Source organism: Petroclostridium xylanilyticum (assembly GCF_002252565.1).
Taxonomy (GTDB): Bacteria; Bacillota; Clostridia; order SK-Y3; family SK-Y3; genus Petroclostridium; species Petroclostridium xylanilyticum.
On the sequence record NZ_NPML01000018.1, the window covers coordinates 417870 to 444842 of the forward strand.

The 26973-nt window shown below is 38.8% G+C and carries 35 protein-coding genes and 3 tRNA genes; 5 read left to right on the forward strand and 33 right to left on the reverse strand.

Annotated elements, in window-relative coordinates:
* The 20 genes from CIB29_RS11895 to CIB29_RS11980 are packed head-to-tail and all read right to left on the reverse strand — an operon-like array spanning nt 1 to nt 12793.
* The gene (locus CIB29_RS11895; protein ID WP_094549941.1) at nt 1–408 is read right to left on the reverse strand and encodes a hypothetical protein; all 408 of its coding nucleotides are present in this window, start codon (nt 406–408) and stop codon (nt 1–3) included.
* Nucleotides 409–411: 3 nt separating this feature from the next.
* The gene (locus tag CIB29_RS11900) at nt 412–1323 is read right to left on the reverse strand and encodes a hypothetical protein (protein WP_094549943.1); all 912 of its coding nucleotides are present in this window, start codon (nt 1321–1323) and stop codon (nt 412–414) included.
* On the reverse strand, nt 1323–1871 hold the full coding sequence (locus tag CIB29_RS11905; protein ID WP_198543859.1) for a YmfQ family protein: 549 nt from the start codon (nt 1869–1871) through the stop codon (nt 1323–1325). The genes CIB29_RS11900 and CIB29_RS11905 overlap by 1 nt, the downstream gene beginning before the upstream one ends.
* On the reverse strand, nt 1864–2901 hold the full coding sequence (locus tag CIB29_RS11910; protein ID WP_242965194.1) for a baseplate J/gp47 family protein: 1038 nt from the start codon (nt 2899–2901) through the stop codon (nt 1864–1866). The genes CIB29_RS11905 and CIB29_RS11910 overlap by 8 nt, the downstream gene beginning before the upstream one ends.
* Nucleotides 2902–2912: 11 nt before the next feature.
* Nucleotides 2913–3317: a DUF2634 domain-containing protein gene (locus CIB29_RS11915; protein WP_094549946.1), complete on the reverse strand. Its 405-nt coding sequence runs from the start codon at nt 3315–3317 to the stop codon at nt 2913–2915.
* Entirely contained in the window at nt 3317–3556 is a 240-nt protein-coding gene (locus CIB29_RS11920; protein ID WP_094549948.1) for a DUF2577 family protein, read from the reverse strand. The genes CIB29_RS11915 and CIB29_RS11920 overlap by 1 nt, the downstream gene beginning before the upstream one ends.
* The gene (locus tag CIB29_RS11925) at nt 3553–4503 is read right to left on the reverse strand and encodes an XkdQ/YqbQ family protein (protein WP_094549950.1); all 951 of its coding nucleotides are present in this window, start codon (nt 4501–4503) and stop codon (nt 3553–3555) included. Before CIB29_RS11925 ends, CIB29_RS11920 begins: the two co-directional genes overlap by 4 nt.
* Nucleotides 4500–5165, reverse strand: coding sequence for a LysM peptidoglycan-binding domain-containing protein (locus tag CIB29_RS11930; RefSeq protein ID WP_094549951.1), 666 nt, complete (start codon nt 5163–5165; stop codon nt 4500–4502). Before CIB29_RS11930 ends, CIB29_RS11925 begins: the two co-directional genes overlap by 4 nt.
* Complete coding sequence (locus tag CIB29_RS11935; RefSeq protein ID WP_094549953.1) at nt 5165–7099, reverse strand: tape measure protein; 1935 nt, start codon at nt 7097–7099, stop codon at nt 5165–5167. Before CIB29_RS11935 ends, CIB29_RS11930 begins: the two co-directional genes overlap by 1 nt.
* A gap of 2 nt (nt 7100–7101) precedes the next feature.
* Nucleotides 7102–7260: a hypothetical protein gene (locus CIB29_RS18920; RefSeq protein WP_198543860.1), complete on the reverse strand. Its 159-nt coding sequence runs from the start codon at nt 7258–7260 to the stop codon at nt 7102–7104.
* A 26-nt stretch (nt 7261–7286) separates the two neighbouring features.
* Nucleotides 7287–7814, reverse strand: a complete 528-nt coding sequence (locus CIB29_RS11940) for a phage tail assembly chaperone (protein WP_341444429.1) — start codon at nt 7812–7814, stop codon at nt 7287–7289.
* 6 nt (nt 7815–7820) lie between these two features.
* Nucleotides 7821–8297, reverse strand: a complete 477-nt coding sequence (locus tag CIB29_RS11945) for a phage tail tube protein (protein ID WP_094549955.1) — start codon at nt 8295–8297, stop codon at nt 7821–7823.
* A 10-nt stretch (nt 8298–8307) separates the two neighbouring features.
* Nucleotides 8308–9609, reverse strand: coding sequence for a phage tail sheath C-terminal domain-containing protein (locus CIB29_RS11950; protein ID WP_094549957.1), 1302 nt, complete (start codon nt 9607–9609; stop codon nt 8308–8310).
* A gap of 14 nt (nt 9610–9623) precedes the next feature.
* On the reverse strand, nt 9624–10019 hold the full coding sequence (locus CIB29_RS11955; protein WP_094549959.1) for a phage tail terminator family protein: 396 nt from the start codon (nt 10017–10019) through the stop codon (nt 9624–9626).
* On the reverse strand, nt 10009–10503 hold the full coding sequence (locus tag CIB29_RS11960; protein WP_094549961.1) for an HK97 gp10 family phage protein: 495 nt from the start codon (nt 10501–10503) through the stop codon (nt 10009–10011). Before CIB29_RS11960 ends, CIB29_RS11955 begins: the two co-directional genes overlap by 11 nt.
* Entirely contained in the window at nt 10500–10832 is a 333-nt protein-coding gene (locus CIB29_RS11965) for a hypothetical protein (RefSeq protein ID WP_094549963.1), read from the reverse strand. The genes CIB29_RS11960 and CIB29_RS11965 overlap by 4 nt, the downstream gene beginning before the upstream one ends.
* Nucleotides 10829–11137: a head-tail connector protein gene (locus CIB29_RS11970; RefSeq protein WP_094549965.1), complete on the reverse strand. Its 309-nt coding sequence runs from the start codon at nt 11135–11137 to the stop codon at nt 10829–10831. Before CIB29_RS11970 ends, CIB29_RS11965 begins: the two co-directional genes overlap by 4 nt.
* Nucleotides 11115–11267 (reverse strand): hypothetical protein, encoded by a 153-nt coding sequence (locus CIB29_RS18570; protein WP_157910289.1) that lies wholly within the window; start codon nt 11265–11267, stop codon nt 11115–11117. Before CIB29_RS18570 ends, CIB29_RS11970 begins: the two co-directional genes overlap by 23 nt.
* 20 nt (nt 11268–11287) lie before the next feature.
* Entirely contained in the window at nt 11288–12217 is a 930-nt protein-coding gene (locus CIB29_RS11975; RefSeq protein ID WP_094549967.1) for a hypothetical protein, read from the reverse strand.
* 3 nt (nt 12218–12220) lie between these two features.
* Nucleotides 12221–12793, reverse strand: coding sequence for a phage scaffolding protein (locus tag CIB29_RS11980; protein WP_094549969.1), 573 nt, complete (start codon nt 12791–12793; stop codon nt 12221–12223).
* A gap of 181 nt (nt 12794–12974) precedes the next feature.
* Between CIB29_RS11980 and CIB29_RS11985 the strand changes: the two genes are divergently transcribed.
* Nucleotides 12975–13211, forward strand: a complete 237-nt coding sequence (locus CIB29_RS11985) for a hypothetical protein (RefSeq protein WP_094549970.1) — start codon at nt 12975–12977, stop codon at nt 13209–13211.
* Between the two features lie 342 nt (nt 13212–13553).
* Here CIB29_RS11985 and CIB29_RS11990 read toward each other — a convergent pair whose 3' ends face one another.
* Genes CIB29_RS11990 through CIB29_RS12010 form a run of 5 tightly spaced genes read right to left on the reverse strand, consistent with a single transcriptional unit; the run spans nt 13554 to nt 17715 of the window.
* A complete protein-coding gene (locus tag CIB29_RS11990) occupies nt 13554–13871 on the reverse strand; it encodes a YjcQ family protein (protein ID WP_094549972.1) in 318 nt (105 codons plus the stop codon).
* Between the two features lie 54 nt (nt 13872–13925).
* Entirely contained in the window at nt 13926–14105 is a 180-nt protein-coding gene (locus tag CIB29_RS11995) for a CPCC family cysteine-rich protein (protein WP_094549974.1), read from the reverse strand.
* 2 nt (nt 14106–14107) lie between these two features.
* Nucleotides 14108–15490: a minor capsid protein gene (locus CIB29_RS12000; RefSeq protein WP_242965195.1), complete on the reverse strand. Its 1383-nt coding sequence runs from the start codon at nt 15488–15490 to the stop codon at nt 14108–14110.
* Nucleotides 15487–16833, reverse strand: a complete 1347-nt coding sequence (locus CIB29_RS12005) for a phage portal protein (protein ID WP_094549976.1) — start codon at nt 16831–16833, stop codon at nt 15487–15489. The genes CIB29_RS12000 and CIB29_RS12005 overlap by 4 nt, the downstream gene beginning before the upstream one ends.
* A 9-nt stretch (nt 16834–16842) precedes the next feature.
* On the reverse strand, nt 16843–17715 hold the full coding sequence (locus tag CIB29_RS12010) for a PBSX family phage terminase large subunit (protein ID WP_242965196.1): 873 nt from the start codon (nt 17713–17715) through the stop codon (nt 16843–16845).
* Here CIB29_RS12010 and CIB29_RS12015 point away from each other — a divergent pair.
* Nucleotides 17714–18565, forward strand: a complete 852-nt coding sequence (locus tag CIB29_RS12015; RefSeq protein WP_242965201.1) for a tyrosine-type recombinase/integrase — start codon at nt 17714–17716, stop codon at nt 18563–18565. The genes CIB29_RS12010 and CIB29_RS12015 overlap by 2 nt on opposite strands.
* Nucleotides 18566–18601: 36 nt before the next feature.
* Here CIB29_RS12015 and CIB29_RS12020 read toward each other — a convergent pair.
* Nucleotides 18602–18693: transfer RNA gene (locus CIB29_RS12020), tRNA-Ser, on the reverse strand.
* Between the two features lie 452 nt (nt 18694–19145).
* On the opposite strand from CIB29_RS12020, the gene CIB29_RS12025 reads away from it, so the two are divergent.
* Nucleotides 19146–20744 (forward strand): peptide chain release factor 3, encoded by a 1599-nt coding sequence (locus CIB29_RS12025; protein ID WP_094549979.1) that lies wholly within the window; start codon nt 19146–19148, stop codon nt 20742–20744.
* A gap of 323 nt (nt 20745–21067) precedes the next feature.
* Here CIB29_RS12025 and CIB29_RS12030 read toward each other — a convergent pair whose 3' ends face one another.
* Nucleotides 21068–21292 (reverse strand): hypothetical protein, encoded by a 225-nt coding sequence (locus tag CIB29_RS12030; RefSeq protein ID WP_094549981.1) that lies wholly within the window; start codon nt 21290–21292, stop codon nt 21068–21070.
* A gap of 270 nt (nt 21293–21562) precedes the next feature.
* Nucleotides 21563–21727: an aspartyl-phosphate phosphatase Spo0E family protein gene (locus CIB29_RS12035; RefSeq protein WP_117434608.1), complete on the reverse strand. Its 165-nt coding sequence runs from the start codon at nt 21725–21727 to the stop codon at nt 21563–21565.
* Between the two features lie 594 nt (nt 21728–22321).
* Here CIB29_RS12035 and CIB29_RS12040 point away from each other — a divergent pair.
* The gene (locus CIB29_RS12040) at nt 22322–23245 is read left to right on the forward strand and encodes a S66 peptidase family protein (protein ID WP_094549985.1); all 924 of its coding nucleotides are present in this window, start codon (nt 22322–22324) and stop codon (nt 23243–23245) included.
* Nucleotides 23246–23469: 224 nt separating this feature from the next.
* On the opposite strand, the gene CIB29_RS12045 is transcribed toward CIB29_RS12040, so the two are convergent.
* The 5 genes from CIB29_RS12045 to CIB29_RS18575 all read right to left on the reverse strand — a co-directional run bounded on the left by CIB29_RS12045 (nt 23470) and on the right by CIB29_RS18575 (nt 25383).
* Nucleotides 23470–23560: transfer RNA gene (locus tag CIB29_RS12045), tRNA-Ser, on the reverse strand.
* 21 nt (nt 23561–23581) lie between these two features.
* Nucleotides 23582–24049 (reverse strand): tRNA adenosine(34) deaminase TadA, encoded by a 468-nt coding sequence (tadA, locus tag CIB29_RS12050; protein ID WP_094549987.1) that lies wholly within the window; start codon nt 24047–24049, stop codon nt 23582–23584.
* A gap of 35 nt (nt 24050–24084) precedes the next feature.
* Nucleotides 24085–24161: transfer RNA gene (locus CIB29_RS12055), tRNA-Arg, on the reverse strand.
* Between the two features lie 122 nt (nt 24162–24283).
* Nucleotides 24284–24976, reverse strand: a complete 693-nt coding sequence (locus CIB29_RS12060) for a zinc metallopeptidase (RefSeq protein WP_094549989.1) — start codon at nt 24974–24976, stop codon at nt 24284–24286.
* A 269-nt stretch (nt 24977–25245) separates the two neighbouring features.
* Nucleotides 25246–25383, reverse strand: coding sequence for a hypothetical protein (locus CIB29_RS18575; RefSeq protein ID WP_157910291.1), 138 nt, complete (start codon nt 25381–25383; stop codon nt 25246–25248).
* Between the two features lie 210 nt (nt 25384–25593).
* Between CIB29_RS18575 and CIB29_RS12065 the strand changes: the two genes are divergently transcribed.
* Nucleotides 25594–26871 (forward strand): S1C family serine protease, encoded by a 1278-nt coding sequence (locus CIB29_RS12065; RefSeq protein WP_094549991.1) that lies wholly within the window; start codon nt 25594–25596, stop codon nt 26869–26871.
* Nucleotides 26872–26973: the final 102 nt, after the last annotated feature.

Genomic DNA, 26973 nt, shown 5'->3' on the forward strand with positions numbered 1-26973 from the left:
TTACACCTCCAAAACGTAATTAACAAGTATTCTTGCAATTATACTAGAACTACTTGTATTGTTGATACGAACTGTCATAGATGATTGAAATGGTAAATTCAATCGCCAAGAACCACCAATGTCACGGTTTGCGGAGTCGTAAAGTGTTATTTCTGCACATACGCTTGTCCCTGTTCCATCTTTTCCTATTAATAACCTAGCAAAATCGGCTGTGTTATAAACATCTTGTGAAAAAACTGTAACATTGTCTATTATAATTTCAAATCTTTGTCCTGAAACACCCACTTGATTATCTAAATAAAAACATATTTCACGTAAAATTCCTTTACCTGTTACGTTCGCAATATTAAATACTGTACCTGGATTGACAGATGCAACAGAACTTGCTAAACTTCCTCTAAGTGCCATATATTACACCCCCATAATTTGAAAATATACGCTATCAGTGGTTTTTCCACTTGTAATTCCATTTGTAATATCAACTGCATGATAAGTATCTATCATATCCGCATCCAGCCCACTCCCTGCGCCGTCGTTGCCTGAGTGCCAGACTTTATAATTATTAGTACCTAAGTATATATCTGCTTTTGTTGGATCTTGTTTTCCTTTTATTCTTATTGTATTTGCTACATTACAATCTTCTATTATTGTATCATCGCCCACGCCAATTGAACCACTTGAAATCCCGACTTGTAAACTGCCTCCGCTAATAGTTAAATTTCCCGTCATCGTATCCCCAGACTTGCTAACCTTTGTATCCACCTCTGCCTTCCTTGCAATATCATCGCTCGCACTCGGCGCTGCTACTTTTGCTCGTCCGCTTGCGTCACGCATGATGATAGTGTTTGCTGTTGCTGTGGATGTTGCACCGTGGACAGATGTCAAGGCCGCATGTGAATTAAGGTCAGTATCTAACGCATACTGAGGATGTGGATCTGTAGCGTTTGCATGTGCATCCACCTTTGCTTGTGCTCCTGCAGGGGTTTCGTGTCCGCTGTGTGGTGCTGCTGCATCTATATGTGATTTTGCGCTGGCAAGAGTTATATCCGGTGTGTCCCACCAATTTGTTTTGCCTGTAATTGCCTTTATCCTGTTTGCTATCCAGTTAAATAGTTGGGCAATAGTTCCGTTACCTGGTAAGGATGGTGCCTGTGACTGGTCGACTGTTATTTGAGTGCCTGTTACGTCGATGTTTTCTATTTGCTGCTGTATATTACCAAACCCGGTATCAATTTTATCCATATTACTGTTTATAACTCCAATATCAGCCGTTTCATTATCAAGAGGTTTTTCTAAATTTAAATTCGGTGTCAAATCCGGCATTATACCACTCTCCTTGTCTTCAAATCTCCCCAAGTACCTGCTTTTATATTAATCCACGTTGTCTGCTTTACTTCACCCCAGGTTGTATAAGTAAAAGTATAAGTAACCGCCAAATGCGCCGGCTTAAGTTCATGTATTGCATTTTGCAGATCTGACAGGTTTGGAGGTATGCCACGGGTACCAATAAATTTAACTTCAAAGCTATATGTTTCAGGATGTTCGATTACATCGACTTCGCCGTTGTTATAGCTTTCAGCGACAGTTTTTATGAGTGCGGGGGTGACGGTGCCGGTTCCTTTTATCTTTGATAGGATGACGTCCCTCCGGTATGCAGCTTCCTTTGAGTTATCAACAGGTATCGTAAGCATCCTTTCCCAATATCCCAGCCCCCAGGTAGCGGTATTAACAAAGCATTGCGCCAGAATTTCATTCACAGCATTATAAATATTATCTAGCTCTACTCCTTGGGTGTTGAATATCTCAATGTATTCTTTTATTTCCTGGAATATTTCAGGCACAAGAGCCTTCATTTCCTCAGTTTTATTCATTCACAGTCACCGTCCCGATTACCGGCGTTTGGCAGTTTGCAGCAGTGTACGATATTGGGATGTTTGATGTACCACCATTCACCGTTAGGTTTGAATAGTCAACCACACCCGGGGCTTCCAGTATTGCATTTCCGATTTTTGCATAGCTCACAAAATCGTGCATAAAAGCCACAGACTTAAGATATTCGGATACGCTTGATGTTATATTATAGGTGACCTGCTCCAACGTATAGCCGGCTGCCCTTGATACCGTAACCGATATGTTTATATTTAGCTGTGCTGCCGCCTCAACCGTGACACTTGCCCCTATAGGACGGACTGTTTCAATGTATTCCGCTACTGCTGTTACAACCTCACTGCTAGCCGGTTTTTTGTCGGTGTCTATAAGCACAAGTTTAACAGTCCCGTTTCCGTTCCAGGTCTCAAATACTTTTACACCTCCGACACCTTGCACGCTTAACGCCCACAACTTATAAGCATTTAAATTGCCGGATGTAGTAGGCAACTGGACCTTTGTAAGTGTACGCTCCCTTAAAGCCTCATCCGTTTCCTCGTCCTCGCCGTATGTGATAATATCGGATAAAAGAGCGGATCCTAATCCAGGTATGTTATCAATAGGAAGTAGATCCCCTACAGGAATGTTTCCCGTTGTTCCCAGAGTTTCGCATGTCATTTCAAATACGCCGTCCGATATCTTTTTAGTAGCAACATATACTATTCCGTCAATCCCGAACCTTGAGCCAAGAGGCACGTTGAAGGGATTGTTTGAACTGCCTTCGAAAACCCCTTTTCTTATCGCAGCTGTAGCCGGTTTCCTGTGCACCCCATACTGCGAGCATATCCTTGTCAGGTATTCACCCTCAGACGTGTCAATAAAAGGCAGCTTTAAAAAGTTTTCCAAAAGGAAATATGCCTGTGCAAGCTCGTATGCCGCCGGAGCAAGGGCGTTATAAATAATGCTTCCCTCTCTCTTATCAAGGCTGTCCGGAACCCTTGCCAGCATGGAATTTAGTATGTTTTCAAATGTCATGTCCTCATACATCAGATATTCACCGCCAATCCCGTGTTAAATGAGCCGACATCGCTCACAACCTCAAATTCGACGTACAATTCGTCGTCCTGCCTGGTAAATTTAAAGCCGTCAACGCTTGAAATCCTGTCGTCCTGCATCAATGCCTCCCTGATTCTCCGCTTAATTTCGGCGACAATATATGAGTATTCTTTACCAATCAGGCTTTCAAGCTCTACACCGTAGTTCCAGCTATATATCGGATACATATACCTTTCAGTGGATAAAATAAGCTGGACAGCTTGTTTTACTGCTTCCAGCCCATCAGTATATCCTTTTATCGAAACTTCGCTTTTCGTAGTGTTAATTTTATAAGTTTTAGAAGGCTGTTTAATCTCATTGATTTCAATGCCTCCAATATTGCTTGCCGGTATCATTACCTCACCTCCAGAATGTAATACTGCTGCCCACCTTCTTGCTGTATCATAAGGACCTTTTTCCCTATATCATACTGGGTTAACACTGGCGGCCATACAAACATTTCAGATGGTATGAGCAGTTTTTCATTCACTCTTACCGCAAGCGGGGCAACAGTTTCAACCTTTCCGAATACAAGTCTTGTGGGCTTCATACTGTTTATATAGTTCTTTATAATTTCCTTGATAGCCTCAATCATAACATCAACTCCAGGCTCATAGTATGAATATTGTTTTTAAATATATGCTTGCAGGAATTTACAATTACATATTGGTTTATGCCTAAGTCGGATATGCTTACCAATATCCCGCTTCCTGCCCTTACCCTTGTATCACCTAACGCCTCAATGGACAGGGTTTTGGTTTCAGAATTCATAAGCTTTAAAAGTGCATTAACTTTAGCTTTAATCTGCTCAGGATTCGCGTTTTTATCTGCCGTTTCAAAATACTGAAGTATCCCCCACTTATTGAATGCGCTGCTGTCCTGGGCTATATAGACGTCCCTCTTACCTGTTGTTTCATTATCTTTTGATATTTTTATAAGGTTATAGGTGTTATCGTCAATACTCTGTCCATACTTATACCCGTACGCCAGGCTCGCATCGCCAATTACAAGAGGAAGTCTCATGTTCATAATGTCTGTGAGCGCTAAGCTTCCAAAGTCATCATAAAAGGCATATTTTCGGCCTGTGCCAATGAGCGTAGTTGAAATACTGTCATATATCATATCCAGGAACGTCTGGTTATCTTTTATGGATGTTGGCAGTTTATATCCGGTATTGTCCAACTTTCCTACACGGAGCCTGAAATAGTTTGCTATTTTCCGTATAAGCTCATCAACACGCAGCTCCTTTACAACAAAGGTATCTTTTGCTTTAAGGTATCTTAACTGGTCATAGGCAACAACAGAAATAGCGTTATTCTGCTCTCTTTCGCTGCTGAAAATGTATCCATAAAAAATATTTGCCCCATTAAACCTAAACCTTACCGCGGATCCGTTTGCAAATAATACCCCGTCATAAAGGTAACTAAAATCCAGCTTGCTGCAGCCGTTGTTTAACCTGTCGCTAAAGCTGATTTCTGTAACAAGCTCTGATATTTCATATATTTTGCCGTCAGCTTTGTTTTCAATCAACAATTCTATCATGCCAATGATATCACCTGCCCTGGATAGATTAATGCCGGATTTTTAATGCCAGGATTGAGTTTTGCCAACTGATGATATTTTGAACCATCTCCCAGGAATCGTTTTGCAATTCCCCAAAGAGTATCCCCGCTGGCAACGGTATACGTTTTTGGTGTGGAAGGCTTTCCTTCTCTTGCTGGTGGGGTAGTGGTTACGGCTTGCTGAGTGTTTGCAGTGCTTTGTCCTGAAATAAACACTTCCTTTTTCCCAAAAGGTTTATACTCAGTTAACTTGAAGCCAACGATATAATCCCCTTCTTCACCAGCGTTTTCAGATATGTCAAGGCTTTCAATCAAAACCAGTGTGGAAAGGTCATCCCCATCGCCGTTGTTTTTTATAAACCTTACAGGCTCTTTAGCTTCCATCCACTCTTTAAACTTATTCAGGTAAAAATCTGCTGGTTTAAAGTCACCCGATGTTACAACATACCTGTAGCGTTTGCCCGGCAATTCTGCTTCAAAGCTGTATTTATCAGGCTCTACTCCTGAAGATATTGATACCTTCCCGAGTTTTAATACATCATAAGTTTCTACAGCCTGCCCTTTTTCAATCTTTATGCTTTCCGGATTCACCGGAAGCCTTATTGTTTCATTATTTTTATCAAAAAACACAGCATAGCTCATTATGCATAGCTCCCTTCGGCAGCAATAGCTATTTGCTCTTTCAGTATTTTTTCGATTCTCCCGGTAATCTTATCGACATCAGCTTCTTTTGTCACGTTTCCAAATGATATACGGATGTTCGGAGCAAGTGTAGTAGTACTATATTTGTTAATATACTCGCGCTCGGCAATGTCCTTGAGGTATCTTAAATCTTCCTCCGATATATCCACCTTTCCGGTAACAGGAAGCGCGCCGTTCTTCATGTATTTGTCTATACCAGAGTCTAAATCGCTCTTTGGTGTCATGAATGACATTATACTTGTCAGTTTATTAAATGCCCCCTGTACATTATCTACAGAGGTTCTTCCGATTTTCTTGCCCCAATCCTTGCCCATATCAAATGCAGTCGAATAATCCATCTGTTCAAACCTTTTGAGTCTGATGACGTTTTTATCGCTTTTCAGATTGTCACGCTCAGCTTTCAAAGTATCAAGAAGGTTTTCCATGCCGCCTGTAATATTTACATTCAGCCCGGGTATGGAATTTATAATCTTTTCAATGCCTTTTGCTATGTTTGTCAAAAAGCTCAACGCGTTGATAGATAAGTCATAGAAAAGCTTTTTAACGGCATATACAGGATCTATCCATACATTTGCAAAAAATTCTGCTATAGAAACAACAGTATTAGCAAAATATGCAAACTTATTATACAAGAAGGCAAACAAAACACCAAAAACACCGCCGACAAAACCTACAACTTCAACAACTGTATCCCCGAATTTGATCATTGCATATAACAAAAATCCAATAGCAGCACCAATTAACAGGATAGGCCAGTTCGCAGTCATCCATGCCGCAGCCTGAGCTAATATCGGCTCTAACATCAGCCAGAGCTTGATTATTAAAAGATTAATCCGGCCTATTAGAAAGGGGATTTTAATAACTGCCCATGCAGTTAACGCCGCACCTATGGCAATAAGTACCGGCTCGATAATCTCCCAGTTTGACTGTATTACATTTCCAACCCATATAAAGCCATCTATCAAAATACCTACCCCTCCTGCAACAAAGTTTATTCCCTGCATAAGTTTTTCAGTAAAGCTTATAAACGCAGGGGAATTAATAGCCTTGTTAACCTTTTGTATCACAGGCTCAAAAGCTTTCAGGGCTTTGTTCCCAAACTGTGCAAATACGTCCCCGAAAGTCCTCGGCATTGTTTCAAACTTTTTATTAATATCCTCACTTGCCTTAAACATAGCATTTTTGATAATGTCAGCAGTAATAACACCGTCAGCCGACATCTTCTTTAGCTCACCTTTTGACTTTCCTGTAAACTTCGCAATGGCATCCGCAATCATCGGAGCATTTTCCATGATTGACCTGAATTCATCCCCCTGAAGCTTACCTGCAGCCATGGCCTGCGTAAGCTGGTACAATCCTGCCTGCTGTTCCTGGGCGCTTGCTCCTCCTACTTTGAATGATTTCTGAACCAATTCTGTAAAAGCTATAAGTTCATCGTTGCCTGTGAATGCATCCTTTGCAAGCAAGCCCATTTTAGCCACGCTGTCAGCCATAGCCGTATATGAGCCTCTTGAGCGTTCGGCAGCCTTGAATATTTTATCCTGAAGCTCGGCATTGGTTTGCAATCCATCATTAATGAGTTTAAGCCTTGCTGCTGTATTTGTGTAATTATCTGAAATCTCCATGCCTTTCTTAGCCGCCTGAACAGTTAGATAAGCAGCTGCAAGACCTTTTAACGCTCCAACCAGGGAAGTTATCCCTCCAATTCCAAAGCTTGCTCCTGTTTTTATGTCAGAAAGCTTTTTATTGAAAATATCTGTAGTGTTTGATATAGCCTTCAGCTTATTTTCTGCTGTTGTTGTGCTGGCCATAATTTTGTTTATTGCGCTTGTATATCGGTCATTGATTCTAAAAACAGCTTCCAACGTTGGCAAGGCTACCGCCTCCTTCTTTTAAGCCTAATTTTGTTTGCTTCTTTTTTCTCTTCCTCAATCTTAACAAGAGTGCTGGCATAAATAAAAGCCTGCTCACGTTGAGGAAGGCTTATAAACACATGCGGCAGCATGTGAAGCTTTTGCAGGGCATAGTGTGCCATATTGGCCTCACTATCACCCTGCTTTATCAGTTTTTTGCCTCTTCCACCAGCTCGTTTATATCCTCATCCAGCCCCGCAAGCTCCTGTACTTTCTGGGCAAGTACGGCAAATTCACCGATAAGGAGCATTTTCTTCAGCAAATCAGTTTCTCCTAATACCCCGTAAGCTTTCTGAAGCTCGGCGTTTTTTAAATCAGGGAAGACAACGGCAGAAGCCACAAGCTCGTTTATATACCCTTGTCTATCAAAGGTTTCCGCTCCTGTTTTCTTATCCTTTTTGGTATATTTTTTCATCAAAAGGTCGTTTTCTTCCTGTGTGACGGGTTTTATCTCCCACTCAACAGGCTTTCCATCCTCAACAAACCTTTTTGATACTATTACTTTTTCATTCTTCGGCACTATTGGATTTAAAAATGCTTTAAGGCTCATTACTAAAACCCCCATTTCAGTTACTAGTTTATCTACGGGATCGTTATATCGACCGATTTCCTGTTTTCTTTGCAACTCTTCAAGCCATAAATTATCCAGTTCAGCTTTCACCTGTTTGCTTATCATGCTTTATCACCTGTAATTTTGCGGCAATTTAAAATCACTTAAAACCTCAATGCCATCAGCGGTAAAATCAGTATCGAATGTTGCCATATCCTCGCTGTCGGAGTCCAGCAGTGAAAGCAAATCGTTGTTGAAAATCACCCCTGTCAATATAACTTCCCTTGCCCCCACAGTGCTAGAAGGATCAAGGTTTTTAAGCTGAAGCTTTATATTCGGATAAACTCCCGTCTTAAGATAATTCAGCGTGGCTTTGAGCAAATCTCCATTCATAAGGGCCAGTGTCGCAGAACCGGTTATTTTTGCGCCAATGACTTTATGCTGTGTGATTTTGTTGCCCAGCATCCTTTTTTCAAGGATTGTCTTTTCAATATTAGCTTCAATCTTCATAACTTCAAACAGTTGCCTGTTCTGGCCGTTTATTGTGATATAAGCCGTGCCTTCATTGGTTGAAAGGGTATCTGCAAGCCTTGTAAAGTTTTCGCTCATGTTTTATCACCTACCTTACATTAACCTTGATGTATATCTTGTTTACACTATCCACAGGCTGCAGGTTTGCTTCCACAACAACAGCGTCAGGATCCGTTCCTGCACTTACAGCAACATCATCTGCCCCTTCAAAGTTTTGCAGCACCCCGATACTCTGCAGCTCATTGCAGTACTGTATTATTGCCGCTCTTAAAAGCTGTCTGCCATCTTCGTTATTGTTTATCTTTCCGACATACTGGGCTTCAAATATCTCTTGTACGTCATTCTGGAAAGCATCCAGCACCCTCATAACCCTGTTGCTTCTCCATGCTTTTGATTTTGGAGGGGCAAAGCTTGTCAGGCTGTTTATGTCATACTCCAAAACTGCATATCCGTTCTTTGCAGTGAACACCATATGCCCGGCCGTAATGGCTGCTTCTGTTTCAGCATTCGTCAGGCGCGGGTTTGCATCAACAGCATCCTCGTATTTCGTGAATGTTAGACTCTGGTTCACCTTAGCCGCTGCCGTTGCCCCTGCAACCCATGCACAAGCTTGAGCCGCAGTTAAAAGAGTTCCGTCTGAAAGTTTTACTCCGTTTTTGACACTGATTATATACTCCTTGTCTGCAGCATTATCAGCCATTACGCATTGAACCATTTTGCCGTTATTTGCCCTTTCACTAGCAACATGATTAATGTATAAAGCTTGGTCGGCTGAATTCGTTGAAAAGCATGCAATAGTGTTGTAGTCTTGCACCTGCAGCGCTGCCAAGAATCCGGCATGACCCAACGTAGAATTATCATCTGCACCCCCTGTTAATGTTTGGGTAGTCGCCTCAAACATCCCTGTACCCGTTATGCTTATCCAATCATTGGCGATAAAATCAGACACATCTGTCAAACCTGTCTGAACGTCAACTGACTTCCCTGATACTAAGGTCTCAACGTCCCAAGCTGCTCCATTTTCCGTTATTCTTACCGTTATGTCGTTACCTCTGGCACCTTTATGTTTTGCCGTGGCCGTAATGTTTGCCGCCAATGTTGCGGTAGCTGCCGCACCATCATTTATCCTATATACAAGCGCTTTTTGGGCACGTTTCAAAGCCTCGCGAAGCAAAAGCAGCTTTGGATCAGACAGCTCGTAACCAAGCTTTGAAAACGTGCTTTCACCCTGGTTGACTTCGATTATTGAGCCTACAGGCCCCCACGAAAGGCTAAGGGGCAAGGCAACTATGCCTCTGTCCGAAAGCTCTATGGCCAGAGGCGCTTCAGTTGAAAAATTGATATATACGCCCGGCCTTACTTTATTTTGAGTAGTAAAGGTTCCTGCCATCTAATTCACTCCCTTTATTCAAAAATAATCTCGTTCATTTTTTCGCATATGGAAGTTTTTATCTCCCTGTATTTAACTGTAAATTTTACGTGAAGAACGTCATCGGTAACGCTTGCTGTCTTATTCATTATCTTGTAACCATTTAAAACGTCAAAGGCTCTTAAGATGTTCTGCGATACCTCATAGCATTCATTTTTCATGTCGTATTGGGCTTCTGGGAAATAGGCTACGTCAAAAGAAACCGAAGCGCTGTATTTATCGTGAATAGCCTTTTTATATGAACTTTCAACCAGGACTATTAAAAACGACGGAGTTTTAAATCCCTGTGGAATATCCTCATCATATATTGCAGCATCACGATAAAGTTCATGCAATTTATCCACTATTGCCTGTTTTATTTCATTTACCATGTTTGCGCTTCACCTCTTCGACTTCTTTTTTGAATTCATCGACTATAGCCTTATCCACCTTTCCCATAGCCTTTTCAAGCATGAATTTGCCTTTTACAAAGCCTACTGTTTTGCCATGCCTTACAATCCTGTGCCCGTTGTTGACGTACAAGGCGTAATCAGCAGTATTATAAAGCTTTTTTTCTACTCCTTCGTTAGTTTTTTCCGTGCGGGAAACATGCCAGCTTTTCTTTAAATGGCCGCCTACTTTTTTGCTCACATCAAAGCTGACTAATTTTTCTTTTTCAGTCCCTTTATAAGCAATAAACTCAACATGGGTGGGATAATTTCCTGTAGGAGTATTCTTTTTAACTTCAACCAGCCCTACATTTACAGCTTTAGTTAACATTTTCTTATCAATCTCTTTCACATCTTCAAGCATAAGCTCAAGCTCTTCCCGGAACTGCTTTAAGCGGATCTCATTTGCCCTCTGGTTGGTGTTCATGCTTTTTCACTCCCTGTAACGGGTACTTCAACATGACGGGTATAATAAAAAGGCTTTCCGGCAGTGTATTTACGCTCACTGCCGTTAAACTTTATGATGAGCTTATCACCAGGCAGAACATCAACCCCTGTATCAAAGAATACCTTATCGCTTGTTTCAATGGCCGGTGTTTCTCCATTACTTACAACAGGAAGCTTCCCCTGAGATAAATGGCAAGGCACGCCTGAGTATTTTAAAATCTCTGCATGTTTTGTTATCCCGTTTATAACCTGAGATTCTATTCTGTATATATCACAGGTGTGATTTCTAAACCTGTTTAATGCGCTCATCTTGCCATCCTCCTGTACTTATTGAGTTCAGGCTTGAAACTTAACACAATATCCTCAGCATTTCTTGCATAAGTAATTGAGGCATCGCCTTCTTTAATGCTCTGGGCAATTTCTCTTATTCCGGCAAGTTCCTCAACCATTGAAACGATCACATAGAAAAGTCCCTGCGGTAACTCTTCCAAATGAGTATACGCAAGGACCTTTTCTTTTATCTGGTTTACAAAGCTGTTTATGCGTGGCCTGTCGGATTCCTTAAGCTGCGGATTCCTGAGAAAGATTTCATCAATTATCTGCTGGTTCTCCACGTTTTACACTCCCCCTTTTGGTTTCCTTTTCGGGGTTTTCGACTAATTCAAAGCCTTTCTTCATAAGCGCTTCCGCCTTTTCCTTACTGGCGACAATCTTATGGACGTTATCTTTTTTAAGTTCTATCATCTTTTACCCTCCTTCCCGGATTAAGCAAGAGCCTCTTTGATATTAACCCATACCAGATCCCAGGCATTATCCATGATGAACAACTCATGATACTTCCTGTAGTCAATCTTCCATGCATTGGCTTTCTGGTTTTCCATAGGGCTGAATATCCTTATTACGTCAGTCTTGCTTATTGCTATAGGGCACCTTCTTGCACAGATGATCCAGTTAATATTCTTTGCACCGGCAGCTGCAACAAATCCTCCTTCTTCCTGTCCTGTAGTAGTACCGTCATAGAAAGTGTATGCAGTTTTCATCCTGCCGGAAGGCACTTTGATTATCGGGTCCCCATCAAGAGACTTTACCTTTGTATTGAATGCGCCAGAGGTAAAATCCATTACATCCAGTTTCTTTGCTATTTCTGATGTATTCTCAAGGACCGTCGCAGTGGGTATAGCCATGGTGATGACGAGCTGCACTCCGTCTCCTGCAATATCGAGTACTTTCTCGATGTCGAATTTCAGCTTTGTCAATATATCGGATGCGGAAGGCGTATATCCGGCAGTTACCTTCCCTTTGGCTATAGCCCCTGTAGCAATCTTGCTGTACCTGTAAGCATCAATTTCGGGGACTACTTTTGTTCTCTGGAATTCTCCCATAACAGTCCCCGCGGCATTGACAAAGTTTGTTTCGTCAACATCCATGGCATCAAGCTGGAATGTTCTGCCTCTGTCCTGACCCATAGTCAGAGTTTGATACACATAACTTACAGAACCCTGTGTAAAACCGTTATCCCTGTCATAATCGCCAAGCCCCTGGAGGCTTACCTTTGGAACCTTAATTTCATTTCCGCCATTGTATTTTACCTGTCCCGCGTTTGCTTCCATCCATCCGGATGTTGCTTCTGCAACTACCTGCTTGTCAAGCGTAGTCTGGAATATTTTTGCGTATTCTAAAGTGTTAATCGGCATAGTTTATATCTCTCCTTTCAATGCTTTTTCAAATTGCTGTTCGATTGTTAATGCTTTGGGTTCGGAACCCGAAACAGGTTTGTATGGCGGCTGCATGTCAAAAAGGTAATCATTGTCCTTTTTGATAGCTTCAAGCTGCTCATTAAGACCTAGAAGCTGCCCGTTGTCCAGCTTGATTTTTTCAATGTCCAAAAGAGCTTTGACGGCTTTAATATTTTTTGCTTTAGCGCCCATTAAAGCAACATCCAGGGCATTGTCAAACTGCAGCTGTGTAAGCCTTTGGTTAAGGCTTTCGGTGTCTGTTTTATACTTCTTTTGAAGTTCTGAAAGCTGATTTTTTAACTCTTCATTTGTTCCAGCCAATTTTTTAAGCTCTGCAATGTCGGTGTCCCTCTGTTTCAGTTGCTCTTTCAACGCTTTGTTTTCTTCGTTCACGGCGTCAAACTTTGCTTTCGGGAAATAGCTGCCATCATTTATTACGGCCACTTCCAAGTCTTTGCCGTCAGGGCCTTTACCCTTTAAAGCCGCTGCAACCTGGTTATATAGTTCTTCTCCCAATAGTTCTTTTAAGTTCATTTTTTTACTACCTCCTGCTTAGTTTTTTTAAGGTGTTACCCGCCACCCTTGCGGTCTTGCTTCTTTTAACCCTGGCAATGCTAAAAAAGGGCAATATAAAAAGTCTTATGGTTAAGTCTTTGCTTTTCTTGTCCTCCCTACTGAATCATGGTAAAATTTGCATGAAGGGAGGTGAGCTTATATGCAAATAGATTTTGATAAAATAGCTCAAAATGCGCATGATGAATTTATTAAAAAGTTGGTCACAAAAGGCTATTCCAGTTTTTCTTCTATTAATCTTCCGGATGATATCAAAGATAATGTTGAAAATTATACACTGGTAATAGATTTTGTGCTTACAACGATTTCATCTGCATTGAATCAATATGATTCTATTTTGCGCTCTGAACTGAAGAAACAAGGAGTTCATCTCGAATAGCCTGGGACGCAATCAAAAATATTTTTTCAGGATCTACAGGCCGCATTATTTTATCTTCAATTGCGGCTATTTTTTTTTCTAATTCTTCCAATCTCTGCTCTAACGTCATTTTCTCTCACCTCACTTTCCTAACGCAAATTGTCAGCAGCAAAAGCGGTACTAATATGTACAAAGCAGTAATTTGCTTCCTCACAAGTGCGTTAAATATGGCGGCAGATGTAAAACCTATTGTAAAAAGATTAAAATCATCTGACCAGGACAGTTTTAATATTTCTTTTAGGATTTTCATACTCCTACCTCGCTTTCAGGCATAATAAAAGCACTTATTTGAACAGTAAGTGCTTATGTCGCTATGTCTGCTATACCCTTAATTATCTCTCCTGCCTTTTTAAGAACTGAATTTTCCTGGAGATACTCAAGTCCTTTAAGCGTGATTCTTATATTGTTTATTTTTATTTGCGGCTGTTTGCTTCCCAGTACATTCCTGACATTTATCCCGGTTATATACCCGTTTTCAAACAGCATTATGAGTATGTTAACCCATCTTGTATATGTTATTTTAAGTTTTTCATGTGATATTTCATCTATGTCAAATTCCTCATAATCCAGTGCCGCTTCTAACGCTTTTAATATTTTGTAAATTATTTTAAAGTTATCCATACTTTCACCTCCAAAGGTACAATAAAAGCACCTGCCATTTGACATGGTGCTTTGTTAATATATTTTTTCTCCTCGCTTATACGCTTCTTTTGCTTCTTTTAGGCTCATTTTGTTAGGTCCTTTTACATCATCTTCTTTTTCATTTGGGCCGCTATTTTGCCAGCCGCAAACTTCGCATATATCAAACATTTCTACATCTGAACCGCAACAAGGACATTTAATTTCATAACTCATTTTCATCTTTCCTCCTTATCCTTAAATTTTTTAACCTGGTCTAAATAGTATTCATATTCATCTACTGGCTTGAACAGTGTTGATATATGCCCATCTGGTCTGCCAATGACAAAATCATTTGTGCTTTTTCTGTACTTAAACACAAAACCTGCTTTACTAATAAATCCTTCCACATCATCATTTAAAGGTTCAACTAATAGCTTTCTTGCTATATCTAAATATTCTTCTTCAGTGATGTTGCCATATTCTTTTAAGTGTTTTTCTATATGCTCTTTATATTTCCTGTTGTTATAGAAAGTTGATGTGAACCACTTCTTGTCATCTACTGCGTTATTTTTACCATCTGTATTTATTATACCACTATTATTTTTATTTACAACATATTCCTTATACCATTGTTCATAAGTCAAATTGGCAGGCACAGGATACGTTTTTCCATCTTCACCCCTTGCAACCCTCGTTCCTTCTTTTTCTCCAAAGTACGGAACAGTAGTAGAACGGCAGAATGGATGCATCGGCGGCATATTGACACCGGCAACTGCTTTATCCACATCATACACTTTGCCGTCATGCTCCTGACATATTTCACTGGTTCTCAAATCCAGCGTTGCTACAAACTCATACTGTTCGATGCCATCATCCTTATAAGCCTGAAGCGTTGCCTGCTCTGCCATAAATGTTGTTTCAGTGTGAAGCAGCCTGTAAGCTTCATATTCTTTGGTCTGAAATACCTTTGCAAAGCTCTCTGCCAATTCTTTAGGATTCTTGCCCTGGATAAAAGATGTTGTCATTGCTTCCCTGAGTTTGTATATCAAATCTCCTTTTTGACGCCATATCCTGTCCGAAAAATTAAGCCCATTAAACGGATATTTAATGAGCTCGTCTATAATATTTGTATTCAGCTGAGCAAACGCCTGGTTAAATCCCCTATACTGGCCGATATCAAACAAGGTCCTGTAATATTGGTCCTGGTATATGTCTTTTAGCTTCTCGCTTCCGTATTTTTCATAATCTATGGCATACAGCTTTTCCAGGATTTCATTTATCTGCGTTTCTAGCGCCTGGTATCTTGTTATCCTTGCCTTGATTGACAGGTTTTCAAGTTCAGGATTAACCTTCCCTATGCTTTCTTTAGCCATGCGGATAAATTCCTGCAAGCTGCCTTTAAATTCTTTAAGTTCAGCAAAGTTCAAATAGTTCTGAGCTTCGGCAAGGGTTATTTTGTTATTTTCCGCATACTTTAAATAAAACTCATATACTGCTGCGTTAATTTCTCTCTTTGCCTGGTTAAAGGCTTTAGTAAGCTCTTTGTAATACTCTTTCAAATCCTTTTCGGCAGCTTCAAGCCTTTGCTCTGCTCTTTTTTGCCAGTATTTGTCCATCATTCTTCACCGGCCCTTGGAAACACATCTGAGTTTAATTCTTTGTCTAAATCCTTTTTCTCTTTTTCTATCTGTTTAAGTTCTTCTTCAATATCCTCAGTAAGAGGATGGTTCTTAGTCTTTGTCCTCTCGGATATTATGTTGCCGGACATGCCCAACATCTGAACGGTTTCAAGGTCGTTTCTTATAGCGTTCCTGGTCCATGTTTGAATTATATTTACGTTGTCAGAAACGCCTATATGCCGTAATATGGCCCTGACAAGTTTCGCCAATCCAAGCCGGAATTCTGTTTCCATAAGCGCCATTTTGAGTTCAAGCAGCGAATACAGAAACTGGAGACTTACCCCTGAAGCATTGCCGAATTTTTCAGGGTCAGGGTTTACACCCATGCCGGATATGAATATCTGTTTTTTTACCATCTCAAGGAAAGCGTTCCTTGCTTCAAAAGGTATCTCCGCACGTATGGTATTTACCTCACCGTCAGCATCAACTTTGATGGTTTTGTATTTTTTTAAGTCGGTAAGGAAATCTTCCCTGCTTTCACCGCCATAATTTGTTATAACAAATATCACTTCCTGAACATCGTCTAAGTCATTGGCAAATCCCGATACAACTTTGTCATATGCGTCAATCAGGTCTTTGTATAAGTCTAAATCGCTTGTATGTGTACTGTTGTTATATAGCGGAATGAAAGGCACCATGGCTACCTTGTGCTTTATTATGTTTGGTATCCCTTCAAAGGCGAATTCTAAATTTATTTCTCCGTTGCTTTCACGAATGAAGAATGTACAGTCTTTATCTGTCCAGTATTCAAAGCGCTGGTATGAAACGCCGTCATCCCCTGTAAGCTCGTAAGCCCTTAAAACCGCAACAAGCTCTTTTTTTAAATCGCTGCTGTAAATAGGTATAACCTGCTTTGGATCTACTACAGCATAATTAAAGCCGTTTTCATCTTCCCATATATGCAGCCAGGCTACACCACAATTGGAAGCATCGACGGCCAGGTCTTTTATAACTTTGCTATATTCATCCCCTAAAACCCTGGTTATTTTTTTATTTATATCAGGGTTTCCCACATCAAATAACGGAGGATAAGAAAAGCCATAACTGACTTTTTGGTCTACTAAAAGCTTATGCCAGTTATGGCTTATACGGTTGTCTGCATTTCTTAAAGGGTTTAGGTTGTTTTCTCTTAGGTAAGCATCGTATTGCTGATTCAATACGCCTTTTTCTTTTATATCGTTTTTATTGCGATAATACTGCTCTGCCGTTGCAGCCTTTTTAACGAATTCCTGATGTTCTGAAACAAGTTTGTTAATTATTTTCTTTATTGTTTGAAAATCCATGCTTTAACCTCACTTCCATACACGTACCCCTGAAGTCCTCATTTCATCTTCAAGGGCATAACGGATGCTATCTATCGAATGGTTGTTCTTATCCGGATACTCGGCCTTGAAGTTACCGTTACTGTCTTTTTCAAGCTCGTAGTTCAAAAATTCTCTTAAAGTATTGGGGCATCTATCGGGGTCAATGATAATTTCCTCCAGGTCCTGTAAAAACTTTATGCCGTATTCAACGCTGTCAGGGCCTTTCTTAGCGCCTTTCACTTTTAATCCATATTCCTTTAGTTCAGCAATCGACTTTGGTTCAGCGCTATCAGCCATAATTGGGCCGTTACTTTTATTTTCCTGCTTTATCAACTCTGCAAGTTTCCTGTTGCTCAATGCTACCTGATGTATCTCGTAGAAGATATATAAACGCCTTCTTGTTTTGTCATAATAACTCACGCTGTAATGGACAGGGTCCACAGCATATCCAAAGTCAAGCCCTCGCTTGATTTTGTCAAATGTTTTAATCTCATCGTCAGTTATCTTTCTTGCCGTTGCATTCGTGAATATTTCTCCACCTGTTCCGGTTACTTCGCCCAGGTATTCATGCCTGTACGCCTTTTCATTAACCTTTTTAAGATGTTCAGCTTCAATAAAAAACTGCTCCCCAAGCCATTCACGGGGAACAGTTAAATATGTGCTGTGGTGTACTATTCTATCAGCTCTTTCATGGAGAACTTCTTCGTTTACCCAGTTTCTTATACTATTTGGAGGGTTATACGTGTAAAATACAATAAATTGCTGTCCGCCTCTCATAAGAGACTGGTTAATAATTCTTATTTCCTCACCAACTACTTTAAGCGGATACAAAGTAAATATAAAACATATCAACAAATACATTGGTAATATAAATTTATCTAAACTGCAAATGATAGATATACAAGAAATGGCTGATTCTTTATCGGAAGAAGGGCTAAAACATAAAACTGTAAAATATGTATGCAGAACTCTACACGCCGCTTTGGAATATGCCGTTAAGAACAAAATGATTACAGAAAACTCTTGTAAGGATATAGAAATAGCAGAAGATAAAGAAAAATTTGAAGTTGAGATATATAATGCTGAGGATTTAGGTTTGTTGTTGTCTCTCCTTAAAGAGCAAGAGCATCCGTTATATATTCCTGTACTACTTGCTTCCATGAGAGGGCTTCGAAGAGGCGAATGTTTAGGTCTAGCATGGGATGATGTAGACTTCAAGGAAAATGTAATATATATACGTAATAACTATGTCGTCGTTAATGGAGTAGGATACCATAAAAAAGTTAAAACAAAAGATTCAGACCGCATAGCAAGCATTGATGGATTTATTGCCAATGAACTTAAAGAGCACAAAGAAAGAATGAATAGAAAAGGACAAATACAAACGTATGTGTGTGAAGTTGATGGGAAGCTCCCAGATCCATCTCATTTATCAAGGCAATTAAAAGCTTTCCAAAAAGCAAACAGACTTCCGCAGTGTAGATTTCACGATTTAAGACATACATTTGCTGTTTTGCAACTTGAAAACGGTACAGACTTGGATACACTAAAAAGATTAATGGGGCATAGCAAAATAGGAGTAACATCAGAACTATATTTACACCAAAATTTAACTCTTATTAAAAAAGCTTCTGTCATAATTGATAATATTATAATAATGAAAAATAAAAAAAGTCACAATAATGTCACAATCGCAAGCGGTGAAAATTAAAAAGTTACAGATAATATAATCTGTAACCATTAATTTTGGCGGAGAGAGAGGGATTCGAACCCTCGGTAGGGTATTAGCCTACACACGATTTCCAGTCGTGCGCCTTAGACCAACTCAGCCATCTCTCCATATTATAATATTTAGTTTATGTCACATGACACCTATATAGTATACAATGCCATTACTAAAAAATCAAGATATATTTTAAAATTTATTTATGTAATTGCTGGTACGAGATCCATATCGATGCACCTCATACCAACAATATTTTAGTTATTTCTATTTTATTGATACTATATAAGTTACATAAAAATGTTATATAAAAGCACGTATGTAAAATCTTCAATGCAATTTATACAGATAAAAGACTCAAAACACTCAAGGGAATAATAAGCAACGGAAAGTAAATAATTAATATTTTGCTTAATACACCTATCTCTAAACTACTGTTTAAATGATCTTTATATAAAATGTGAAGATTATCACAGGTTAATTGACACAATGCCGGACTATAATATAAAATTAGATTTGCTATTAAATTATCTTATAATCTAGGAAATATTATAAGAGAGGATATAAAATGGATAATTTGAAAGATATTATATGTAATGAAGTAGCCAGAAGAAAAACTTTTGCGATTATTTCTCACCCTGATGCAGGTAAGACCACCATGACCGAAAAACTTCTGCTTTACGGAGGCGCCATTAGGCTGGCAGGTTCGGTAAAAGCTAGAAAGGCCAATAAATATGCAGTTTCGGACTGGATGGAAATCGAAAAACAAAGAGGAATCTCTGTTACCTCCAGTGTATTGCAGTTCCAGTACAACAACTATTGTATCAACATCCTGGATACGCCGGGACACCAAGACTTCAGTGAAGATACGTATAGGACGCTTGTGGCAGCGGACAGTGCCGTAATGCTTATAGACGGTGCTAAAGGTGTGGAGGAACAAACCATTAAATTGTTCCACGTTTGCAGAATGAGAGGTATCCCTATATTTACATTTGTAAATAAGATGGATAGAGCCAGTAAGGATCCTTTTGAACTAATGGAGGAAATTGAAAATGTCCTCGGTATCCGTTCCTACCCCATGAACTGGCCTATAGGAACCGATGGAGATTTTAAAGGAATTTACAATAGAAAGCTTTCCCAAATTGAGCTGTTTGATGGTGGAAATCACGGTCAGACAGCAGTATCATCCACTGTAGGAAAAGTAGATGACCCTGTTTTTGCAGAACTTTTAGGTTCGCACTATCATGGTAGATTGTGTGAAGAAATTGAACTCCTGGATATGGCCGGAGATGAATTTGATACTGAAAAAATCATGAAGGGTGAAATTACCCCTATATTCTTTGGAAGTGCCATGACTAACTTCGGAGTACAGACCTTCCTTGAAGAGTTTCTTACATTAGCGCCCTCACCTGGTGCGAGAATGTCAGCGTCAGGAGAGATAGCCCCCCAAAATGAAAAGTTTTCAGGGTTTGTATTTAAGATACAGGCTAATATGAATCCTACACATAGAGACAGGATTGCGTTTATACGAATATGTTCCGGGCGTTTTACACGGGGTATGTCGGTATACCATGTGCAGGCAGGAAAAGAAATACGGCTGTCTCAACCCCAGCAATTTATGGCACAGGACCGTACAATTGTGGAGGAAGCTTATCCCGGTGACATTATCGGCGTATTCGATCCGGGCATCTTTAATTTAGGAGATACATTGAGTGAAGGTAATCCGCAGCTTAAATACGAGGGAATTCCTATTTTTCCTCCCGAACATTTTGCAAGAGTTATGGCTTCCGACTCGATGAAGCGTAAACAATTTCTCAAGGGAATCAGCCAACTTTCTGAAGAAGGGGCTATTCAAGTATTTAAGCAGCCAGACATAGGAGTAGAGGCTTTGATTATAGGAACCGTGGGAGTACTTCAATTCGAGGTTTTGGAATATAGGCTAAAAAATGAATATGGCGTAGATTTGAAAATTGACCGTTTACCTTACAGGCATGCCCGCTGGATAGATGGAAACGATGTTGACCTCACCAAACTCAGTCTTACAAGCACAACAAAAATTGTACACGATAAGCACGAGCGAATAGTCCTTCTCTTTGAGAATGAATGGTCGGTACGCTGGGCTGAAGAACGTAATCAGGGGTTAAAGTTACTTGATATTGCAAAATAAGATATTTTCACCCTAATCATGCAATATGGCTATATGCATTCTTTCTGCAAATCATATTTTAAAGAGGCTCCAGTAGTGGTGCCTCTTTTACTTAACCAGATTAGGGCTGCTAGAATGAATAAATAGCAGCACTACACATCCCCCATAAGAAAATTGTATCCAATATTTTTTCTACTTTTCAACATAGTTTTTAAAATTTGGAATAATAGCTGACAGGCGTGATATGATTTAACTGTTTATGGCATATGGAAATAGTTTGGTTTGATTAAATAGAATTTAAGCAAGGATGAAAAAGCTTGAATTCAGACTATCGCCCTTATCAGCTATGCATGCATTCTACTTCCTGTAGAATTGTCAAGGTTAAGGTTTTTTCTATTTTTATTACATCTATTTCTTACATAATCGAGAAATTCCTTCTTTATTTCCGTATGTTTTATATACTCTTCTTCACTTATTACACCATCTTCTTTGAGCGCATTCAACCTATCTATAAGTGTAATGCAAAGTTCTGTTAATTGTTCTTCTGTACTACCGGAGTTGTTATTCATAAGTGTCCTCCTTAACCGAACAATTCCTAAATAGATCTTTTCTGTAAGATGTTAAATATAAAATATTGCGATATATAATATTCTACATAAATTCCTGAAATCCTGCAACAAATTTAAATTTTTTGTATAAATTGGCTAAAAAATATTTTCTAAAGCATATTTATCCCTTAATCTCTGACATTAGACAATATTTTTATTTACTGCTAATGTTTCTTTTACTCTATTTTCAGTAATTTTTTTATAGTAAATAGTGTTATTGGAGTGATGGATCTACTTTTCACCGTCTATTTTGTGATATTCTACAATTAATTTATCCAGTTCACGACTTACATGTAAGACATTATTTGAGAGAATATATTCATTTTTAAGCAGCTCGTGAAGCTTATTCTGCAGTTTTATAATCTTTAGTTTTAATTTTTCTGTATTATTATTCATAATCATCTCTCCTTAATTATCTATACCACGCAAATGAAATCTAATAACAATTATTTTATTAATTTTACATTATATGCAAACTAATACATCTACATCTATAAGATATGCCAGTTTAATACTTCGTTAGCTATACAGCTTAAACATAAAAAATTTTTTAAGCAATGTGTAATTATTTTGTCTGACGTTTATGTAGAAGTGAGGGTAGTCAATAACTACCCATTTTTAGACTAGTCTATAGTAGAATTTTCTTTTTTTATTTTTAAAGAGGCTACAACATTACAAAGGGTATCACAGGGCTCTACAGAACCAAGCCCAATGAGTATGCCGCAGAAGATATACTCTTTAACAGAAAGGTTATGAAGGCCTAAAAAGCTAATCAATATGCCTAACGGGCTGGCTGGCAGGTGAGCATATTTTCAATATGAGTACGTTTTCTTTATCATAGTGAATTTTATAAATAGCAATAATCTGCTTTTCTGTCATTTTGATCCCTCTACTAACATATTTATACCTTATTGTACCTATTTTTGCTAACCAAATATTCATTAGTTGCATATGTATATAGTAAAGAAAATTTCAGGAAGGTGAATATGTATGGCAATACGGCCACCCATTTTACAAGCTGGAGATACAATTGGTATAGTTACTCTAGGCAGTCCACTCGATGCTAGTATTATTAATGCAAGAGTTGCTGCTCTTAGAAATATGGGTTTTAATGTAGTATTAGGCAGATATGTATATGCGTATAATGGTTATCTTGCAGGAACTGACCAGCAGAGAGCTTCCGATTTGATGAACATGTTTCAAAACAGAAATGTAAAGGCTATAATACCCACAAGAGGTGGCGTAGGCGTAGCCGGAATCCTTCCATACCTTGATTACAATGTTATAAGAAATAATCCTAAAATTATTACAGGTTATAGTGATATAACAGTTTTACTAAATGTCCTATATCAATATGCGGATTTAATTACTTTCCACAGCCTTCTTCTTATAAGCTTTACAACAGCTACTCCCGCATATAATTTCAACCAATTTTTTACCGCAACATCTACTACCGTTTCACCAAGACAAATACAAAATCCGCCCGGAATCCCTCTTGTAAGCAGAATTAGAGGTAATGTAACAGGACCTATTGTAGGAGGTAATCTTACATCTTTTGTAGATACTTTGGGTACTCCGCATGAAATTGATACAAGGGGAAAGATACTCTTTTTAGAAGAAACCAATGAACCTGTTAATAAAGTTTATAGAATGATAAATCATTTAAAACTTGCAGGAAAATTTAGAGATTGTATAGGTATCATCATGGGTGAATGTACAGGATGCCAGGCTGCCTATGGTAAGACCTATGAAGATTTAATAAATGAAGTAATTGTTCCTCTAGGCAAACCTCTCATGACCAATCTGGCCACCGGTCACGGTACATACAAAGCAGCAATTCCAATAGGTGCATCCGTTAATCTTAATACAATAAATAATACACTAACAGTACTTGAACCTACAGTGAGCAGATAAAGAGATTAATTCTAATGGAGATTATGAAACAAACCTCGACTATATGCAGTACACATATTCGGCAAGTTTGGAATAAAACCTTATTGTTCTAAGAAAGAATACAGTATTTATAAGGACCCTACGTTAATTTGTAGAGTCCTTTAAAAAAAGGTAGATAAGAAAAAATTGTATAAAAATAATGGTTGTACTGAGTATCTTTCAGTACAACCATTTGTGTCTCAAACTGGCGGAGAGAGTGAGATTCGAACTCACGGGCCTTTATGGGGCCACTCGATTTCGAGTCGAGCGCATTCGACCGGGCTCTGCCATCTCTCCGTATATTATTAATTTTATATATTAACTTTTTTGCCTAAGCTCTTTAAAAAACTGCTTTAATATCATGGAACATTCCGCTTGAAGAATGCCCTGAACAACTTCCACTTTGTGATTGAAAGTTTCAACGCTAAATAAATCAACTACTGAACCCGCTGCTCCTGCTTTCGGGTCAGTAGTACCTATAATCAATCTTCTTATTCTAGATTGAATAATCGCTCCTGCACACATAGGACAAGGTTCAAGGGTTACATATAAATCACAGCCGTTTAATCTCCAGCTCCCAAGTTTTTTACAAGCTTTTTGGATGGCAAGAATTTCCGCATGCGCCGTGGCATCCTTTTTCTTCTCCCTAAGATTGTGTACCCTTGCAATAATCTTATCATCCTTTACAATAATTGCACCAATAGGTACTTCACCTTTTTCATAAGCCTTTTGAGCTTCCTTCAGTGCATGTACCATATAATATTGATCATCTCTAATAATTTTCATTCTTAATTCTTCATTATTCTTTATTCTTAATTAAATGGTACGCCCGAGAGGAGTCGAACCTCCGGCACGCAGTTTAGGAAACTGCTGCTCTATCCTACTGAGCTACGGGCGCATATGTCTTACTAAAACATTGCTATAATATTGTACAATAATATGCTGAGTTTGTCAAATGGAATTTTTAGTAATTTAGAAGCCAGGTAAAAAGCCAATCCTACCTGGCTTCTATATATACCTTTAGTCTCTATCGTCTCTCGCCCCTGCAAGCAGTATCAACCTGGCAAGGTTCGCCATTGCAACTGCAGCAGATGCTACATAGGTCATTGCGGCTGCACGTAGTACCTTCTTCACAGGTTCAATTTCATTCCATGTAAGTAAACCTCTTGACTGAAGAATATTGACTGCTCTTCTGCTTGCATTAAATTCAACAGGAAGTGTTATAAGGTAAAATGCAACTGCTCCCGTGAAAAGAATGATACCAAGTTGAAGCATAAAGGACCAGTTAAAGATCAGTCCAAGCATCGCCAAATATGGACCGACTGTGGAACCTATTCCTGCAATAGGTACAAGCCCGCTTCTCAGAGCAAGAGGAGCATACCCAATCTGATGTTGAATTGCATGACCTGTTTCATGGGCGGCAACACCGATAGCAGCCACTGATCTACTGTAGTAAACGCTTTCTGACAGCCTTACTACTTTTGTCTTGGGGTCATAGTGGTCGGTAAGCTGCCCTGCTACAGGTTCCACAGCTACATCATATAACCCGTTACTGTAAAGTATTTCTCTGGCAACCTCAGCACCTGTGAGCCCCCTTATGTTCCCATAGTTACTATACTTACTAAATGTGCTGCTAACTTTGAACTGCGTATAAAGTGCAAATAAAAATGCAGGTAAAACAAGCATAATGTAATAAGGATCAATGTAAAACATAAAGCAACCTCCTTAATTTTGACTTTCTTTGACCTTTATATTTATTAAAAAAGACTTTCAACACAATTCTTCCTCAAGGACTGTGTTAAAAGTCTTGTTACCTTCATGGTTACAAGGCCAGATGGAACATCTCCACCGGGTGTTGACCCTGTAATTTCTAACTACTCCCTTTTAACAATTATATTTTACACCAACTTGAATTCTAAATCAATTAACGTTTTGTAAACAATTTATGAATAATCTATTAATAAATTACTGTTGGCTAGATGTCATGAAATTTCTCCAGTCTCCTTCTTCAATCTTTCCACCCGGAAACTCCCATTTATTGATTGACGGATCACTAGCCTTTTTTTTGCAATTAATATCAAATTATCTTTAACCAGTAATGCTGCTGTTACTTTTTTCATTATATTTCTCCTCAAAAGTTCGTTGATATTAAGCCTTATGCTTTGTATTATAACATATACTTTACCGCTTTGTACAATATGTTGCATTATATTTTCATTTTTTATTTAGCAACTTCCATATAATGTATTTACAGTCTATTCACATTTTCGTCAAATTTTAGCTTTAATATATACTTAAAAGAACAAAATAATTTCAGGGGGGTTATAAAAATGGAGCAATTTAACAACTATAGCTGGAATCAAGATGATTATGAAAAATCATTAATAAGCAAAGAAGCAGCAACCAATAATTCAAGAATTTATTATGAGGAATATGTTTCAAAAAATAAAAAGAAAAGGTCCTTTCCTCTAAACTATGTTACTGTTTCTATCATTAGCGCAGTAATCGGCGGATTAATATTTAGCTCTACCTTTGCTTTCATCGGCCCGCTTATTAATAAGAATTTATCAAATGATAAAAAGGTCGCATCTGTACCCTGGGAGTATGGAAATAGCTCCGACGTACAAAAGAACTCAGGTGAAAACAACAGCGCTACCCCTAAACAGGTAATACAAAGCCAGGACGGTAAAGAATTGTCGGTAGTAGATATTGCTAAGAAAGTAGGTCCTGCCGTTGTTGGTATTGTAAACAAGGTACAAACAAAGGGCTTTATTCGTGAAGAAGTGGAACAGGGTAGTGGTTCAGGAATTCTTATTAGCTCTGACGGATATGTCATCACAAATAATCATGTGATTGATGGCGCTACCAATGTAACTGTCATTTTAAGTAACGGAAAAAAATATGAGGCAAAATTAGTTGGCAAAGACGCACAGACTGACCTGGCAGTCATCAAGATTGATGAGAAAAATCTGCCTTATGCTGAACTAGGTGATTCTTCAACCCTGGAAGTAGGAGAGATGGCTGTTGCAATTGGTAATCCGCTAGGCCAGGAGTTCGCCGGTTCTGTTACTGTTGGTGTAATTAGCGCTTTAAATAGAACGATCGATATAGAAAATAAGCAGCTTAAATTAATTCAAACCGATGCAGCAATAAATCCCGGTAATTCAGGAGGCGCTCTTGTAAACTCATACGGTCAAGTTATTGGAATCAATACAGCCAAGATGTCTGCACCGGGAGTAGAAGGATTGGGATTTGCTATTCCTGTTAATGAAGCAAAACCTATTATTAAGGATTTAATGAACTATGGCTACGTCAAAGGTAGGCCACTCATCGGAATTTCAGGAAGAGATGTAACAGAAGATATTTCCAGGATTTATGGGCTGCCGGTAGGCATTTATGTGTCTCAGGTTGCACAGTTTAGCCCTGCTGAACGTGCCGGAATTCAACCCGGAGATGTTATTATAAAATTTGATGGTAAACTTGTAAAATCTATGAAAGAACTCAATGAATTGAAAGAAAAATTCCAAGTCGGAGATGAGGTATCAATAGAAGTTAACCGCGAAGGTACAGTAAAAAAATTCCAATTGATACTTAGTGAACAAAAGTAACTGAATTAGTGTAGGCATCCTATTAATTTTAGGATGCTTTTTTAATTTTTATCTATCTTATTATCATTTATTTGTGCTATACTTGAATTAGGATTCATATAT

Coding starts and splice junctions, on each gene's coding strand:
- CIB29_RS12005 (WP_094549976.1), bottom strand. CDS start 16,833: ATGGATTTTCAAACAATAAAGAAAATAATTAACAAACTTGTTTCAGAA.
- CIB29_RS11895 (WP_094549941.1), bottom strand. CDS start 408: ATGGCACTTAGAGGAAGTTTAGCAAGTTCTGTTGCATCTGTCAATCCA.
- CIB29_RS11985 (WP_094549970.1), top strand. CDS start 12,975: ATGCAAATAGATTTTGATAAAATAGCTCAAAATGCGCATGATGAATTT.
- CIB29_RS11920 (WP_094549948.1), bottom strand. CDS start 3,556: ATGATTGAGGCTATCAAGGAAATTATAAAGAACTATATAAACAGTATG.
- CIB29_RS11905 (WP_198543859.1), bottom strand. CDS start 1,871: ATGAATAAAACTGAGGAAATGAAGGCTCTTGTGCCTGAAATATTCCAG.
- CIB29_RS11995 (WP_094549974.1), bottom strand. CDS start 14,105: ATGAGTTATGAAATTAAATGTCCTTGTTGCGGTTCAGATGTAGAAATG.
- CIB29_RS11975 (WP_094549967.1), bottom strand. CDS start 12,217: ATGCCGATTAACACTTTAGAATACGCAAAAATATTCCAGACTACGCTT.
- CIB29_RS12025 (WP_094549979.1), top strand. CDS start 19,146: ATGGATAATTTGAAAGATATTATATGTAATGAAGTAGCCAGAAGAAAA.
- CIB29_RS12030 (WP_094549981.1), bottom strand. CDS start 21,292: ATGAATAACAACTCCGGTAGTACAGAAGAACAATTAACAGAACTTTGC.
- CIB29_RS11940 (WP_341444429.1), bottom strand. CDS start 7,814: ATGATAAGCAAACAGGTGAAAGCTGAACTGGATAATTTATGGCTTGAA.
- CIB29_RS11980 (WP_094549969.1), bottom strand. CDS start 12,793: ATGAACTTAAAAGAACTATTGGGAGAAGAACTATATAACCAGGTTGCA.
- CIB29_RS12000 (WP_242965195.1), bottom strand. CDS start 15,490: ATGATGGACAAATACTGGCAAAAAAGAGCAGAGCAAAGGCTTGAAGCT.
- CIB29_RS12060 (WP_094549989.1), bottom strand. CDS start 24,976: ATGTTTTACATTGATCCTTATTACATTATGCTTGTTTTACCTGCATTT.
- CIB29_RS12035 (WP_117434608.1), bottom strand. CDS start 21,727: ATGAATAATAATACAGAAAAATTAAAACTAAAGATTATAAAACTGCAG.
- CIB29_RS18575 (WP_157910291.1), bottom strand. CDS start 25,383: ATGAAAAAAGTAACAGCAGCATTACTGGTTAAAGATAATTTGATATTA.
- CIB29_RS12040 (WP_094549985.1), top strand. CDS start 22,322: ATGGCAATACGGCCACCCATTTTACAAGCTGGAGATACAATTGGTATA.
- CIB29_RS11990 (WP_094549972.1), bottom strand. CDS start 13,871: ATGGATAACTTTAAAATAATTTACAAAATATTAAAAGCGTTAGAAGCG.
- CIB29_RS11930 (WP_094549951.1), bottom strand. CDS start 5,165: ATGAGCTATGCTGTGTTTTTTGATAAAAATAATGAAACAATAAGGCTT.
- CIB29_RS18570 (WP_157910289.1), bottom strand. CDS start 11,267: ATGATAGAACTTAAAAAAGATAACGTCCATAAGATTGTCGCCAGTAAG.
- CIB29_RS12010 (WP_242965196.1), bottom strand. CDS start 17,715: ATGTATTTGTTGATATGTTTTATATTTACTTTGTATCCGCTTAAAGTA.
- CIB29_RS12065 (WP_094549991.1), top strand. CDS start 25,594: ATGGAGCAATTTAACAACTATAGCTGGAATCAAGATGATTATGAAAAA.
- CIB29_RS11945 (WP_094549955.1), bottom strand. CDS start 8,297: ATGAGCGAAAACTTTACAAGGCTTGCAGATACCCTTTCAACCAATGAA.
- CIB29_RS11925 (WP_094549950.1), bottom strand. CDS start 4,503: ATGATAGAATTGTTGATTGAAAACAAAGCTGACGGCAAAATATATGAA.
- CIB29_RS11900 (WP_094549943.1), bottom strand. CDS start 1,323: ATGCCGGATTTGACACCGAATTTAAATTTAGAAAAACCTCTTGATAAT.
- CIB29_RS11955 (WP_094549959.1), bottom strand. CDS start 10,019: ATGGTAAATGAAATAAAACAGGCAATAGTGGATAAATTGCATGAACTT.
- tadA (WP_094549987.1), bottom strand. CDS start 24,049: ATGAAAATTATTAGAGATGATCAATATTATATGGTACATGCACTGAAG.
- CIB29_RS11960 (WP_094549961.1), bottom strand. CDS start 10,503: ATGAACACCAACCAGAGGGCAAATGAGATCCGCTTAAAGCAGTTCCGG.
- CIB29_RS11910 (WP_242965194.1), bottom strand. CDS start 2,901: ATGACATTTGAAAACATACTAAATTCCATGCTGGCAAGGGTTCCGGAC.
- CIB29_RS11915 (WP_094549946.1), bottom strand. CDS start 3,317: ATGATACCGGCAAGCAATATTGGAGGCATTGAAATCAATGAGATTAAA.
- CIB29_RS11965 (WP_094549963.1), bottom strand. CDS start 10,832: ATGAGCGCATTAAACAGGTTTAGAAATCACACCTGTGATATATACAGA.
- CIB29_RS18920 (WP_198543860.1), bottom strand. CDS start 7,260: ATGGCACACTATGCCCTGCAAAAGCTTCACATGCTGCCGCATGTGTTT.
- CIB29_RS11950 (WP_094549957.1), bottom strand. CDS start 9,609: ATGGCAGGAACCTTTACTACTCAAAATAAAGTAAGGCCGGGCGTATAT.